Source organism: Streptomyces sp. NPDC093065 (assembly GCF_044754585.1).
GTDB lineage: Bacteria > Actinomycetota > Actinomycetes > Streptomycetales > Streptomycetaceae > Streptomyces.
In genome coordinates this window covers 50,002-64,514 of the sequence record NZ_JBIVPJ010000021.1, presented here as the reverse complement: position 1 = coordinate 64,514, position 14,513 = coordinate 50,002, and the positions used below count along the sequence as shown (strand labels likewise).

9 protein-coding genes are annotated in these 14,513 nt (G+C 71.3%); 8 read left to right on the top strand and 1 reads right to left on the bottom strand.

Annotation, left to right across the window (positions count from 1 at the left end):
- Nucleotides 1-213: 213 nt before the first annotated feature.
- From ACIQFU_RS30075 to ACIQFU_RS30045, 7 genes are all read left to right on the top strand, one after another.
- Nucleotides 214-2,373 carry a DEAD/DEAH box helicase gene (locus ACIQFU_RS30075; protein WP_402555652.1) on the top strand — a complete coding sequence of 720 codons (2,160 nt, stop codon included), beginning with the start codon at nucleotides 214-216 and terminating at the stop codon, nucleotides 2,371-2,373.
- Nucleotides 2,374-2,751: 378 nt separating this feature from the next.
- The gene (locus ACIQFU_RS30070; protein WP_402555651.1) at nucleotides 2,752-4,317 is read left to right on the top strand and encodes a DUF4192 family protein; all 1,566 of its coding nucleotides are present in this window, start codon (nucleotides 2,752-2,754) and stop codon (nucleotides 4,315-4,317) included.
- 222 nt (nucleotides 4,318-4,539) lie between these two features.
- On the top strand, nucleotides 4,540-5,295 hold the full coding sequence (locus ACIQFU_RS30065; protein WP_402555649.1) for an NUDIX domain-containing protein: 756 nt from the start codon (nucleotides 4,540-4,542) through the stop codon (nucleotides 5,293-5,295).
- Between the two features lie 123 nt (nucleotides 5,296-5,418).
- Nucleotides 5,419-7,479 (top strand): ATP-binding cassette domain-containing protein, encoded by a 2,061-nt coding sequence (locus ACIQFU_RS30060; RefSeq protein ID WP_402555648.1) that lies wholly within the window; start codon nucleotides 5,419-5,421, stop codon nucleotides 7,477-7,479.
- A 161-nt stretch (nucleotides 7,480-7,640) separates the two neighbouring features.
- Nucleotides 7,641-8,528, top strand: coding sequence for a sporulation transcriptional regulator WhiH (whiH, locus tag ACIQFU_RS30055; protein WP_402555647.1), 888 nt, complete (start codon nucleotides 7,641-7,643; stop codon nucleotides 8,526-8,528).
- 423 nt (nucleotides 8,529-8,951) lie between these two features.
- Entirely contained in the window at nucleotides 8,952-10,484 is a 1,533-nt protein-coding gene (locus tag ACIQFU_RS30050; protein ID WP_076976682.1) for an RNA polymerase sigma factor, read from the top strand.
- A gap of 152 nt (nucleotides 10,485-10,636) precedes the next feature.
- A complete protein-coding gene (locus ACIQFU_RS30045) occupies nucleotides 10,637-11,506 on the top strand; it encodes a S1 family peptidase (RefSeq protein WP_402555645.1) in 870 nt (289 codons plus the stop codon).
- Nucleotides 11,507-11,607: 101 nt separating this feature from the next.
- Here the strand turns inward: ACIQFU_RS30045 and ACIQFU_RS30040 are convergent, their stop codons facing one another.
- On the bottom strand, nucleotides 11,608-11,838 hold the full coding sequence (locus ACIQFU_RS30040) for a hypothetical protein (RefSeq protein WP_007445070.1): 231 nt from the start codon (nucleotides 11,836-11,838) through the stop codon (nucleotides 11,608-11,610).
- 441 nt (nucleotides 11,839-12,279) lie between these two features.
- Between ACIQFU_RS30040 and ACIQFU_RS30035 the strand changes: the two genes are divergently transcribed.
- Complete coding sequence (locus ACIQFU_RS30035; RefSeq protein WP_402555644.1) at nucleotides 12,280-14,403, top strand: type IIA DNA topoisomerase subunit B; 2,124 nt, start codon at nucleotides 12,280-12,282, stop codon at nucleotides 14,401-14,403.
- Nucleotides 14,404-14,513 lie beyond the last annotated feature (110 nt).

Genomic DNA, 14,513 nt, shown 5'->3' with positions numbered 1-14,513 from the left:
CCGGATCACGGAAGGGCCGTGCGGGGAGCGGACTTCAATTCTTCCTGTCGAACTGGAATGCGGCAACGAGCAATTGAGGCCGAGGCCCTTTATCGGCTGATGTGCGTTCTATATCCCTACCCGGAGGGCCACCGCGCGACGCATGGGACGCGGCACCCACTCCGGTCCGCTCCGGATTCGCCGATTGTCAGTGCCATCGGGTTGCATGGGGGCATGAACCACGTGGAACTCCGTACCGAAGCCGACGCCGTCGTCGCCGAGCTCGTCGGCGATCGTGAGGGATCGGCACGGCTGCGGGAGGATCAGTGGCAGGCGGTGGCGGCCCTGGTGGAGGAGCACCGGCGGGCCCTGGTGGTGCAGCGCACCGGCTGGGGAAAGTCGGCCGTCTACTTCGTGGCCACGGCCCTGCTGCGCAGGCGTGGCGCGGGCCCCACGGTGATCGTCTCGCCCCTGCTGGCGCTGATGCGCAACCAGGTCGAATCGGCCGCGCGGGCAGGGATCCGGGCGCGCACGATCAACTCGGCCAACCCTGAGGAGTGGGAGACGATCTACGGGGAGGTCGAGCGGGGTGAGACCGACGTCCTCCTGGTGAGCCCGGAACGCCTCAATTCCGTGGACTTCCGGGATCAGGTACTGCCGAAGCTCGCGGCCACGACCGGCCTGCTCGTGGTGGACGAGGCGCACTGCATCTCCGACTGGGGACACGACTTCCGCCCGGACTACCGCCGGCTGCGCACGATGCTGGCCGAGCTGCCGGCCGGGGTGCCGGTGCTGGCCACCACCGCCACCGCCAACGCGCGGGTCACGGCCGACGTGGCGGAGCAGCTGGGCACGGGCGGCGGGGACGCGCTGGTGCTGCGGGGACCGCTCGACCGGGAGAGCCTCCGGCTGGGCGTGCTCCGGCTGCCGGACGCGGCGCACCGGCTGGCATGGCTGGGGGAGCGGCTGGGCGATCTGCCCGGCTCCGGGATCATCTACACGCTGACCGTGGCTGCGGCGGAGGAGGTCGCGGCGTTCCTGCGCCAGCGCGGACATCCGGTGGCCTCCTACACGGGCAAGACGGAGAACGCCGACCGGCTGCAGGCGGAGGAGGACCTGCTGGCGAACCGGGTGAAGGCCCTCGTGGCCACCTCGGCGCTGGGCATGGGCTTCGACAAGCCCGACCTGGGCTTCGTCGTGCACCTGGGTTCGCCCTCGTCGCCCATCGCGTACTACCAGCAGGTGGGACGTGCGGGGCGCGGTGTGGACCACGCGGACGTCCTGTTGCTCCCGGGCCAGGAGGACGAGGCGATCTGGGCGTACTTCGCCTCGGTGGGCTTTCCGCCGGAGGATCAGGTGCGGCGCACGCTGGCGGTGCTGGAGGAGGCCGGGCGGCCGATGTCGCTTCCGGCGCTCGAGCCGCTGGTGGACCTCCGCCGCTCGCGTCTGGAGACGATGCTCAAGGTCCTGGACGTGGACGGCGCGGTCAAGCGGGTGAAGGGCGGCTGGACCGCCACGGGGCAGCCGTGGACGTACGACGCGGAACGGTATGCGTGGGTGGCCCGGCAGCGTCAGGCGGAGCAGCAGGCCATGCGGGACTACGTGGCGACCACGGGGTGCCGGATGGAGTTCCTGCAGCGGCAGCTGGACGACGAGAAGGCCTCCCCGTGCGGTCGCTGCGACACCTGTGCCGGACCCTGGCTCGACCCCGCCGTCTCCGCCGCGGCCCTCGCGGCGGCGGCGGGCGAGCTGGACCGTCCGGGCGTGGAGGTCGAGCCGCGCAAGATGTGGCCGACCGGGCTCGCCGCGGTGGGCATGGACCTCAAGGGCCGTATCCCCGTGGGGCAGCAGGCACTCACCGGGCGGGCGCTGGGGAGGCTCTCCGACATCGGCTGGGGCAACCGTCTGCGCCCGCTGCTGTCGGCACAGGCGGCGGACGGGCCGGTCCCGGACGACGTCCTGGCCGCCGTCGTGACGGTGCTGGCCGACTGGGCCCGCTCGCCGGGCGGCTGGGCCACCGGCTCACCCGACGCGGTGGCGAGGCCCGTGGGCGTCGTCGCCATGCCCTCCCGCACCCGTCCCCAGCTGGTCGCCTCACTGGCCGAGGGAGTGGCACGGGTCGGCAGGCTCCCGCTGCTGGGCAGCCTCGCCCACACCCCGCACGCCGACGAGTACGCCGCCCACCGCAGTAACTCCGCCCAGCGGCTGCGGGCCCTGGCGGAGTCGTTCACGGTGCCCGGCGAACTCGCCACGGCCTTGGCCGGCACTCCCGGCCCGGTGCTGTTCGTCGACGACTACACCGACTCCGGCTGGACCCTGGCCGTGGGCGCACGCCTCCTGCGCCAGGCCGGCGCCGGCCCAGTGCTCCCGCTCGTCCTCGCCCTGGCCGGATAGGGCGCGAGCGAAAAGGGCCGGACAGGGCGCGAGGGAAAGGTCGCAGCCGGGTCGCGCATGCCGGGCAGCGGGTCGGTGTGCGGATGCCGAGTGAGCGGGTGTGGAACCCCCTCGGCAAGGCCCGCAACTGCTGCGAGGCGGGCAGCTCGCGGGAGTCGTGGTGCATCTTCGTGGTGCGTCTCTCGCAGGAGTCGCTGTGCGTCTTCCTCCTCCCTGCGCACGGCAGGACTCGGCGGCCCGCCCGGCGAGCGTCGCGGACGGGCTGGGACGGCGCCCCGGGCCAGGCGCCCCAAGGCCGGGACCGCCCCGAGTGACGGCTCCTGCCGGGAGTTATCCACAGGGCAAGCGGAACTTGGCGATCCGCGAGATCGTCGAGCCATGACGAACCACAGCGAAACGACCGGATCCTTCGAGAACGGCGACATCCCGGACGCCGCGGAGCAGAGCCGCTTGGACCGCGCCCCGCACGAGAGCCCCGGAGACGAACACCAGGTCACCCTGCGCACCCCCGCGGAACTCGCCGACGCCCTGCCGTACCTGCTCGGGTACCGCCCCGAGGACAGCATCGTCCTGGCCGCCCTGCGGGACAGGGACGGGCGGGGCCGCTTCGGAGGCCGCGCGCGACTCGGCATCCCCGCGAACCCGGACGACTGGGCGGGCGCGGCCGGACAACTGGTCCACGGCCTGGTGTACGGAAGCGAGCGGCGAGGGGTGCGGCCCGAGCAGATGGTCGCCTACCTCTGCCAGGAACCGGGCCCGGGCGAGACCGGACGCGACGTGATGGAGCGACTGCGACCGCTGGCACAGAAGCTGCGCGTCGAGTGCGGTGCCCTCGACGTTCCCGTCGTCGAGGCGCTGTGCATCTCGGCCGGGCGGTTCTGGTCCTACTGCTGCGACGAAGAGGCCTGTTGCCCGGCAGGCGGCCTCCCCATGGGACTGCCGGGCACGTCGGTACTGGCCGCGGCGGCCACCTACGCCGGTATCCAGGTGCGCGGCTCGCTCCGTGACCTGAGGGCCAGGATGCTCCCACGGGAAGACGTGGCGGCGGGCGGGCAGACGGCCGTCCTGGACGCGGCCGCCACGACGCTGGTCGCCCGGATCCTGGACGCCGGCGGCCGCTCGGAGGTGGCCGAGGAGACGCTGGACACGGCGGAGCGGGTCATGCGACGCCTCGCCGGGGCCCCGCCCGTCTCCGGTATGCCGGCCGAAGACCTGCGCGACGACCAACTGCTCGGCGACGAGGAAGCGGCGGCGTTGATCCTCGGACTCCAGGACCGTACGACACGCGACCGCGCGGCCGCATGGATGGAGGGCGACGAGGCGGCACCCGCGATGCGCCTCTGGCGGGCCCTGGCCCGTCGCTGCGTCGGGCCCTACGGCGAACACGCGGCGGCGCCCCTCACCCTCGCGGGCTGGGTCGCCTGGTCCACCGGGGACGAATTGGAGGCGCGGGAGGCGTTGGCCATGGCCCTCGGAGCGGACCCCGACTACCTCTTCGCCCGGCTGCTGCACCAGGCGTGCAACGAGGGTCTCGACCCCGAGTCGATCCGGCGCTGCCTGCGTGAGGGCAGGAAAGGCGGCGCGGACAGGGAGGGTGGCGCGGACACGGAAGGCGGCGCTTCGGGCTCCGACGGACGCGGCGGTGCGCCCGGGGAACGGGAGCCGGCCGACCTCTCGTCCGCCTCGCCGTCCGGCCGTCGGCGCCGCTCGCGCGCCGTCAGCTCGCCGCACGGCGTCCGACGCCGTATGAGGTCGCGGGCCGACGAGCCGGGCACCGGGATCGTGCGTCCTCGCACGCCCTCCGGGGGCGGCCGGCCCGGAACCACGCGGACGGGCCGGACCCGCCCCGACGCCTCGGGGACGGCGGCCACGGGCAGGCAGGGGCCACGCCCGGACGGGACACATACGGGAGAGCGCGGGACCGACGGGGACGGGCGCTCCTGAAGCGGGCGGTCGCCGTCCCCGAGGCGTTGGGCCGATGCCGGCGGGCGCTGCTCGCCCCCGGCCCCGGGACCCGGCTGAGAATGGTCGCCTGACCTGGTGCGACACGTGCTCGTGCGGCTGGCCGGGACGGGTAGTGGGACATGGTGGGAAGAGAGTGGATCACTGTCCGCAGCGGTTGGCGAAGGGAGTGTTTATCGTCAGGCAGACGACTATGATCGCGGCATGCCCTACGACCCGTCAGCCTTTCCGCCCTTCGCCGTCACTGTGGACCTGGTCGTGCTGACCGTGCGCCGCCACTCCCTGTGCGCGCTTGCGGTGCGCAGGGGCGAGCCGCCGTTCCAGGGCCGTTGGGCTCTGCCCGGCGGGTTCGTGAGGGCTGGCGAGGACCTGGCGCAGGCGGCGGCGCGGGAACTGGCCGAGGAGACGGGACTGTGCGTCCACGACCCTGCCGCGCCGACGGACAACGGTGCCCACCTGGAGCAGCTGGCGACGTACGGCGACCCCGAGCGAGACCCCCGGATGCGGGTGGTCAGCGTCGCCCACCTCGCACTCGCCCCCGATCTGCCCGCACCGAGAGCGGGGGGCGACGCCAGCAACGCCCGTTGGGCACCGGTCGAGGAGCTGCTGGAACAGAGCGGCTACGGCCACGCCGGCGAGGCGGTGGCACCGCTCGCCTTCGACCACGCCCAGATCCTGGCGGACGGCGTGGAACGAGCCCGCTCCAAGATCGAGTACTCGTCGCTGGCCACTGCCTTCTGCCCGCCCGAGTTCACCGTAGGCGAGCTGCGCCGCGTCTACGAGGCTGTGTGGAGCGTGGCGCTCGACCCCCGCAACTTCCACCGCAAGGTGACGGGCACGCCGGGGTTCCTCGTGCCCACCGGCGGGACGACCACCCGCCAGGGCGGCCGTCCCGCCCAGCTCTTCCGGGCGGGCGGCGCGACCCTCCTCAACCCTCCGATGCTCCGTCCCGAGGTCTGACGCCGGGTCCGGCCGGACCGGGCGCGCATGGCGGGCGAAGGATCGTGGGGAGCGGTGCCGCGCCCGTGCCGACAGGCCGCGCTATACCCGAAAAACCGGATATCACACGCTATCTTGCTACGGGTGATCCAGGCCTTCGGACTGACCAGCAACCCCCGCAAGGAGCTTCCGCCCGCCGTCGACGACGTCTCGTTCGAGGCGCGCGCGGGCCGCGTCACCGCACTGCTCGGAGCATCGGGCGCCGGGAAGACGACGGCTCTCAGACTCATGCTCGAGCTCCAACACGGCCGGGGCCTCACCTACTTCAGAGGCCGCCCCCTGCACCGCATCGCCCACCCCTCCCGCGAGGTCGGCGTGCTGCTGGGTGACGTACCGGGGCACCCCGCCCGTACGGTGCGCGGTCATCTGCGCATGCTGTGCGCGGCCGCCGGTGTTCCCGTCCGCAGGGCCGACGAGGTCCTGGAGTCGCTCGGTCTCGAGAGCCTGCGAGACGAACGCCTGGGCACCCTCTCCCGGGGCATGGACCGGCGGCTCGGCCTGGCCTGCGCGCTCGTGCCCGACCCGCACACCCTGGTCTTCGACGACCCGGCCGGCGCACTCTCCGTCCAGGACGCCCGACGGCTGCACGGCGCACTGCGTGCCCACGCCGCCCAGGGCGGCACGGTCCTGTTCAGCACGGCGGATCCGAAGGAGGCCGCGCGCAGCGCCGACCACGTCGTCACGCTGGAGCGGGGCAGAGTCGTCGCCGACCAGGAGGCGACGGAGTTCTCCCGCACCCGGTTGCGCCCCCGCGTCGCCGTCCGCAGCCCGCACGCCGTCCGGCTCGCCGCCCTGGTGGCCAAGGAGGCGCGTACGGCCCGCCGTTCCGTCGAGGTGGTGCCCGAGGGCGGCAACCGTCTCGCGGTGTACGGCAGTACGTGCGCCGACATCGGCGAGACGGCTTTCCGGCACGGCATCCTCGTACACCAACTGGCCGACGAGGTGGGCGACATGGGTGCCGGGGCCGGCGCGGTCCCCGCAGCCCGGCACCGAGAGCGACGGGAGACGGACGGCGACCGTGCGCAGGGCGCCGGGACACCGGGTGCGCTCCGCTCCTCGCCCGCCGGCTCCTCCTCCCCTCCGTCCGCCGTCTCGCAGCCGAGCCCCGGCGACGCAACCCCTCCCACCGGCCCCCGGGTGTCCGCCGCCGACGGAGGCACGGACACGGACGTATCCGCGTGCGGGACCGCCAACCGCAAGACGCCCGGGCCTCGCCAAGCCCCCGCCCCCGCGGACGCTCCCGCAGCCCGCGGGCCCGCCGCGCCCGACGCCGTCCCGCACCGTGCGCCGCGCCCGTTCAGTGCCCTCACGCTCCGCGCGGCGAGGTCCCGGGACGGGGCAGTCGCCCTTCCGCCGCCCATCTCCGTCCGGTCCGCCCCCAGCCCCCTCCGGCCGCTGCGCTACGAACTCCGGCGCGCACTGGGAGTCGGCACCGGCTTCGTCACCGGCGCGGCGGTGCTCCTCGTGTCAGCCGTTACCGCCGTGGTCCTCGCCCGAGTCGGACACACCCCGCAGGCGCGGCTCCTGGCCGCGTGGCCGCGAGAGCTCCCGCTGCCGCCCGCCGCGCTCGGCGCCGGGCTGCTCGGCGCGCTCGCCTTCGGCGACGAGTTCCGCCACCCCGCCCTCGCGGCGGACCGCGGCACCGTGCCCCGCCGCATGGGACTGCTGACCGCCAAACTCCTCGTCTCCGCGGCCACCGCACTGCTGCTGGGCGTCCTGACGGTGGGCTGCGACGCCGAAGTGCTGCGTCTCTTCTACGGGTCCGAGCTCGCGGGGCTCCCCGCCGACTGGCCCGAGCTGAGTGCCGGTTGGCTCGGACTCGTCGTCGGCTGCGCGTGGTCCGGGGTGCTCGCAGCGGGGGTCTTCCGGTCCACCACCGCCGGGCTGGCGGCGGTGGTCGCCGTTCCGGTCGCCGTCGTACCGCTCGTACAGAAGGTCTGGGAGGGCCCGTCCGTGCGGACGGCCGCCGGCTTCCCGATGCGAGTGCGCGAGGTCCTCCTGACCCAGTGGCCGTTCGGGGGCGAGCGGTACGTGGCGGAGATGCTGCGACTGATCGCCCAACCCGTGGGCGGGGCAATGACGTTGTGGCTGACGGCGCTGCTCTGCGTGTACCTGCTCATGACCCTGCGCAACAGGGTTCGATGACGCCTGTCTCACCCTTCCGTTCCGACCGTGTGCGCAACTCCCCGGGGAAAGCCCATTTCTTTCCGATAAGGCGTCAATTGCGACGGGGTGAGCGATCACCCTTTCGTGTGCTTTTCACCAAAGACCTCAAGGGAGTTGGGGTGGGCGCCGACAAAGGATGCGTGAGTACCCTTGCGCACACCATGATGACCGCCGCCCGTTCCGCCGACTCCGGCCTCGCGAACCCGGGCGAACTCGACCGCTACCCGTACGCCGAGACGCCCGCCGTCGACCGCGTCGGAGCGCCCTCCTGGGAAGGGGTGGAGACCGAGCTGGGCCGCGTGGGCCGGCGCAGCGCGGGCAACCGTGGCCGTGGGCTGCACGGGCAACTCGTCCAGCAGCTCGGCCAGATGATCGTTTCGGGCGACCTGGGTGCCGACCGCCCGCTGGTGCCCGAGGAGATCGGCCAGCGTTTCGAGGTCTCCCGCACCGTGGTGCGCGAGTCCCTTCGTGTACTGGAGGCGAAGGGCCTGGTCAGCGCCCGGCCGAACGTCGGTACGCGGGTGCGTCCCGTCAGTGACTGGAACCTCCTTGATCCGGACATCATCGAATGGCGTGCCTTCGGGCCGCAGCGCGACGACCAGCGCCGCGAGCTGAGCGAGCTGCGCTGGACGATCGAGCCGCTCGCCGCGCGCCTGGCCGCCGGACACGGGCGCGAGGACGTGCAGCAGCGCCTGTCCGACATGGTCGGGATCATGGGGCACGCCATGGGGCAGGGTGACGCGCTCACCTTCTCGCGTGCCGATGCCGAGTTCCACGCCCTGCTCATCCAGGTCGCGGGCAACCGGATGCTGGACCACCTCTCCGGGATCGTCTCCGCCGCCCTCCACGTCTCCGGAGGGCCGGTCACCGGCTGTGACCGGCCGAACGACGTGTCGCTCGCGCAGCACGGCAGGATCGTCGACGCCCTCGCCACCGGCGACGGCGCGGCGGCCGAAGCGGCCATGCGCCAGCTTCTGACCGTCCACCCCGAGGTGGAACGCGTGGTGCCCGCTCCGCGCGAGCACTGACCGCCTTCCGCCGCGGCGGCGCGATCCGGGCACGCCAAACCCCTCCTGTGGCAGTGGCCGGCGCGCCGCCGGCATCGTCGGGCCCCGCGGAGCCGCTCACGGTTCCCCGGGGTCCGACGGTGTGATGAGAGGCTGAGCCGTCCCATACGGTCGGGACGCACGAGCGATGACCTTGTTTATTAGAATTTGACTGGTTTTGATCGCTTGCGGGGTGTGACTCGGGCCACGCGGATTGGGCGTAACGCTCTTGGGAACAACACGATGACCTAAGAGGTGACAGCCGCGGAGGGAATACGGACGCCGTTCACGGCGCTGTGCATCTCCCCGGCCCGCCCGCACCGTCGGCCCATCCCAAGCCGGTGGTCGGCCCCTCCGCCGTGGACGGGGCCGGAAGCCGTTTTTCAACGTTCCGAGAGGTTGTTCGTGTCGGCCAGCACATCCCGTACGCTCCCGCCGGAGATCGCCGAGTCCGTCTCTGTCATGGCGCTCATTGAGCGGGGAAAGGCTGAGGGGCAGATCGCCGGCGATGACGTGCGTCGGGCCTTCGAAGCTGACCAGATTCCGGCCACTCAGTGGAAGAACGTACTGCGCAGCCTCAACCAGATCCTCGAGGAAGAGGGTGTGACGCTGATGGTCAGTGCCGCAGAGCCCAAGCGCACCCGAAAGAGCGTCGCAGCGAAGAGTCCCGCCAAGCGCACCGCCACGAAGGCGGTCGCGGCGAAGACGGTGACCAGCAGGAAGGCGACCGCTCCCGCCGCCCCCGCGGCGCCCGCCGCCGAGCCCGCCGTCGAGGAAGAGGCACCTGCCAAGAAGGCGGCGGCGAAGAAGACGACCGCCAAGAAGGCGACGGCTAAGAAGACGACCGCCAAGAAGACCGCGGCGAAGAAGACGACCGCCAAGAAGGAAGACGGCGAGCTTCTCGAGGACGAGGCGACCGAGGAGCCGAAGGCCGCGACGGAGGAGCCCGAGGGCACCGAGAACGCGGGCTTCGTGCTGTCCGACGAGGACGAGGACGACGCCCCGGCCCAGCAGGTCGCCGCGGCCGGCGCCACCGCAGACCCGGTCAAGGACTACCTCAAGCAGATCGGCAAGGTCCCCCTGCTCAACGCCGAGCAGGAGGTCGAACTCGCCAAGCGCATCGAGGCCGGTCTGTTCGCCGAGGACAAGCTGGCGAACTCCGACAAGCTGGCGCCCAAGCTCAAGCGCGAGCTGGAGATCATCGCCGAGGACGGCCGCCGCGCCAAGAACCACCTGCTGGAGGCCAACCTCCGTCTGGTGGTCTCCCTGGCCAAGCGCTACACCGGTCGCGGCATGCTCTTCCTGGACCTCATCCAGGAGGGCAACCTCGGTCTGATCCGCGCGGTGGAGAAGTTCGACTACACCAAGGGCTACAAGTTCTCCACGTACGCCACCTGGTGGATCCGTCAGGCGATCACCCGCGCGATGGCCGACCAGGCCCGCACCATCCGTATCCCGGTGCACATGGTCGAGGTCATCAACAAGCTCGCGCGTGTGCAGCGCCAGATGCTCCAGGACCTGGGCCGCGAGCCCACCCCGGAGGAGCTGGCCAAGGAGCTCGACATGACCCCGGAGAAGGTCATCGAGGTCCAGAAGTACGGTCGCGAGCCCATCTCACTGCACACCCCGCTCGGCGAGGACGGCGACAGCGAGTTCGGTGACCTCATCGAGGACTCCGAAGCGGTCGTCCCGGCCGACGCGGTCAGCTTCACACTCCTGCAGGAGCAGCTGCACTCCGTTCTCGACACCCTGTCCGAGCGTGAGGCGGGCGTCGTCTCCATGCGCTTCGGTCTCACCGACGGTCAGCCGAAGACCCTCGACGAGATCGGCAAGGTGTACGGCGTCACGCGTGAGCGCATCCGCCAGATCGAGTCGAAGACCATGTCGAAGCTGCGTCACCCGTCGCGCTCTCAGGTGTTGCGCGACTACCTCGACTAGGTCGCGGCAGGCGGTACGAGCGACAGCACGAGCCAACGAGGCCCGGTCCCGCCCGTTGCGGAACCGGGCCTCCGCGCTGGGCAGCGGGTGCGCGACACGGCGTACTGGATCACTCTGGGTGTCTCATGACCACCTAGGAGTGAGGAGCCCGCATGCGTCGTCTCTTTGCCCGGACACTGGCCCGGCCGCTGGTGCTGGCGGCCGCCGCGACCGCGATACCGCTGGGGTCCGCCGCCCCCGCATCCGCCGACAGCATCGTCGTCGGGGGTTTTCCGGTCGAAGTGTCCGACAGCCCGTGGACGGTCGCCCTGTCCAGTCGTGACCGGTTCGGAGGTACCCGGGCGGGGCAGTTCTGCGGGGGAGTGGCCGTCGGGCGGACCACCGTGCTCACGGCGGCCCACTGTCTGGGGGAGGAGGTTCTCGGATCGCCTCCGGACCAGGTGGACGACCTGCGGGTCATCGCGGGCCGGACCGATCTGCTGTCGGACCGGGGGCAGGAGATCCCCATTCGCTCCGTCTGGGTGAACCCAAAGCACGACGACAGCAGCAACGCGGGCGACTTCGCGGTGCTCACTCTTTCCGAAGCGCTCCCCGAGGGATCGGTCATAGGGATGGCCGCGGAGGGCGACCCCGCGTACACACCCGACACGGGGGCCCTCGTCTACGGCTGGGGCGACACCTCAGGTGCCGGTGACTACGCGAACGGCCTGCACGCGGCGCGCGTGCGGGTGCTCTCCGACGCGTCCTGCCGGCGGGCGTATCCGGGGAACGACGACGGGCGGTACCTCCCGGACACCATGCTCTGTGCCGGGCAGGAGGCCGGGGGGCGTGACGCCTGTCAGGGGGACAGCGGCGGACCGCTGGTCGGTCGGGGGAGGCTCATCGGCCTGGTGTCCTGGGGGAGCGGCTGCGGCCGCCCGGGCAGCCCCGGGGTGTACACGCGCGTCTCCTCCGTGCTGCGGACGCTGGGCTGGGACGGCGCGGCCGCGACGCAGCGCGGGGGCGCGCCTGACGGCCGCTGAGAGCCTGCCGGACACGAGTACGGGCGGCCGCCTCCGGGAAACGGAGGCGGCCGCCCGCTCATCGGCCTGTGCCGATTCGGCTCGTCGTCGGGCGCGTCTGATCAGCGCTCTTCCTCGGCGGAGGATGCCGGAACGGCCGTCAGCCGCTCCGTCTCGTCCTGTATCTCAGCGGCGATCTTCTTGAGTTCCGGCTCGAACTTGCGACCGTGGTGGGCGCAGAAGAGCAGTTCTCCGCCGCTCAGCAGGACGACGCGCAGGTATGCCTGGGCGCCGCAGCGGTCGCAGCGATCGGCGGCCGTCAGCGGGCTTGCGGAAGTCAGAACAGTAGTCACGTCGCCTCTTCTCTAGCTCGACGAGCTGTCGTACCAGGGTCAACATCCAACCAGCCCCAAAACGTTCCCGCTCGTGGCTTTTCCTCGAAAAAAACTTTCCGAGGGGCCGGCTGTTGCCGATTGGCGGCGAATGTGCCGTATTGCGTGTCTCTGTGTCGTACGGGTTCGCGCGGTCGGTCAGGTTCGGTCCCGCCGGCTGGGTTGCCGGTTTGTTCATGAGGACGTGCCCGGAGCCTAAATGGTTCATGCCTCGAAGGGAACGTGATGTGTACTTCACCCCATCGAGGGATCGAACATGCATGCGACCGTGGACTAGGGTGAGTCATTGACGAGGGTGGCGTTACAACGGCTCTACCAGGCCTCGGTACCCTCTGATCGGTGAACCGAGCCGCGCCCTTACCCAGCGGGGCCCCATCTGAAATTCAGCGAGGAGCGAACCGCGTGACCGCCGAGACATCCGTGCCGTCCACTGCGCTGCTGGCAGGAGCAGACCGGGACGGGTCCAACTACACCGCGCGGCACCTGCTCGTCCTCGAGGGACTCGAGGCCGTGCGCAAGCGTCCGGGCATGTACATCGGATCCACCGACAGCCGTGGCCTGATGCACTGCCTGTGGGAGATCATCGACAACTCGGTCGACGAGGCCCTGGGCGGTTACTGCGACCACATCGAGGTGATCCTCCACGACGACGCCTCCGTGGAGGTCCGGGACAACGGCCGGGGCATCCCGGTCGACGTGGAGCCCAAGACCGGCCTGTCCGGCGTCGAGGTCGTCATGACCAAGCTGCACGCCGGCGGCAAGTTCGGAGGCGGCTCCTACGCCGCCTCGGGCGGCCTGCACGGCGTCGGCGCCTCCGTGGTGAACGCCCTGTCCGCCCGCCTGGACATCGAGGTGGACCGCGGGGGCCACACCCACGCGATCAGTTTCCGCCGCGGCGTCCCGGGCACGTTCGCGAAGACGGGTCCGGACGCCAAGTTCGACGCCGGAAACGGGCTGCGCAAGGCCAAGAAGATCCCCAAGAGCCGCAGCGGCACACGCGTGCGGTACTGGGCGGACCGGCAGATCTTCCTCAAGGACGCGAAGCTCTCCCTGGACACGCTGCACCAGCGGGCCCGCCAGACGGCGTTCCTGGTGCCCGGGCTGACCATCGTGGTGCGGGACGAGTTCGGTCTCGGCGACGGTGGCAGCAAGGGTGAGGAGTCGTTCCGCTTCGACGGCGGCATCAGCGAGTTCTGTGAGTTCCTGGCCAGTGACCGGCCCGTCTGCGACACGCTCCGCTTCAGCGGCCAGGGCTCCTTCAAGGAGACGGTCCCGGTGCTGGACGAGGAGGGGCAGATGACGCCCACCGAGGTCACCCGCGACCTCGGTGTCGACGTCGCGATGCGCTGGGGCACCGGGTACGACACCACGCTCAGGTCCTTCGTCAACATCATCGCCACGCCCAAGGGCGGCACCCACGTCGCCGGCTTCGAGCAGGCGGTGGCGAAGACGATGAACGAGGTGCTGCGCACCAAGAAGATGCTCCGCGTCGCCGAGGACGACATCGTCAAGGACGACGCCCTGGAGGGGCTGACCGCGGTCGTCACCGTCCGGCTCGCCGAGCCGCAGTTCGAGGGCCAGACCAAGGAGGTCCTCGGCACCTCGGCGGCCCGCCGGATCGTGAACAACGTGATCAGCAAGGAACTGAAGGCGTTCCTGACCTCGACCAAGCGTGACGCGGCCCAGCAGGCCCGGGTCGTCATGGAGAAGGCCGTCGCCGCGGCCCGGACCCGTATCGCCGCGCGCCAGCACAAGGACGCCCAGCGTCGCAAGACGGCCCTGGAGTCGTCGTCGCTGCCCGCGAAGCTCGCCGACTGCCGCAGCGACGACGTCGACCGCAGTGAGCTGTTCATCGTCGAGGGCGACTCCGCGCTGGGCACGGCCAAGCTCGCGCGGAACTCCGAGTTCCAGGCGCTGCTGCCGATCCGCGGCAAGATCCTCAACGTCCAGAAGTCCTCTGTGACGGACATGCTGAAGAACGCCGAGTGCGGGGCGATCATCCAGGTCATAGGAGCCGGGTCGGGCCGCACGTTCGACATCGACGCGGCCCGCTACGGCAAGATCATCATGATGACCGACGCGGATGTGGACGGCTCCCACATCCGCACCCTGCTGCTGACCCTCTTCCACCGCTACATGCGGCCCATGGTGGAGGCGGGCCGGGTGTTCGCCGCGGTGCCGCCGCTGCACCGCATCGAGCTGATCCAGCCGAAGAAGGGCCAGGACAAGTACGTCTACACGTACTCGGACCGAGAGCTGCGCGACAAGCTCATGGAGTTCCAGAGCAAGAACATCCGGTACAAGGACTCCATCCAGCGGTACAAGGGCCTGGGCGAGATGGACGCCGACCAGCTGGCGGAGACGACCATGGACCCCCGGCGCCGCACCCTGCGCCGGATCAACCTCACCGACCTGGACTCCGCCGAGGAGGTCTTCGACCTGCTGATGGGCAACGACGTCGCTCCCCGCAAGGAGTTCATCTCCAGTTCGGCTGCGACGCTGGACCGGTCGCGCATCGACGCGTGACCACACCCGTACGTCGGACCGGGCCCGGGAGCGAGATCCGGGCCCGGGTCCCGCCCCGCGGTCCGGGACCGTCGCCCTCTCCACCCCTGGGTGGAGTGCCGGGCCCAACG

What these genes read in the sequence shown, in the direction of transcription:
- ACIQFU_RS30075 (WP_402555652.1), top strand. Translation starts at nt 214, where the DNA reads ATGAACCACGTGGAACTCCGTACCGAAGCCGACGCCGTCGTCGCCGAG.
- ACIQFU_RS30070 (WP_402555651.1), top strand. Translation starts at nt 2,752, where the DNA reads ATGACGAACCACAGCGAAACGACCGGATCCTTCGAGAACGGCGACATC.
- ACIQFU_RS30065 (WP_402555649.1), top strand. Translation starts at nt 4,540, where the DNA reads ATGCCCTACGACCCGTCAGCCTTTCCGCCCTTCGCCGTCACTGTGGAC.
- ACIQFU_RS30045 (WP_402555645.1), top strand. Translation starts at nt 10,637, where the DNA reads ATGCGTCGTCTCTTTGCCCGGACACTGGCCCGGCCGCTGGTGCTGGCG.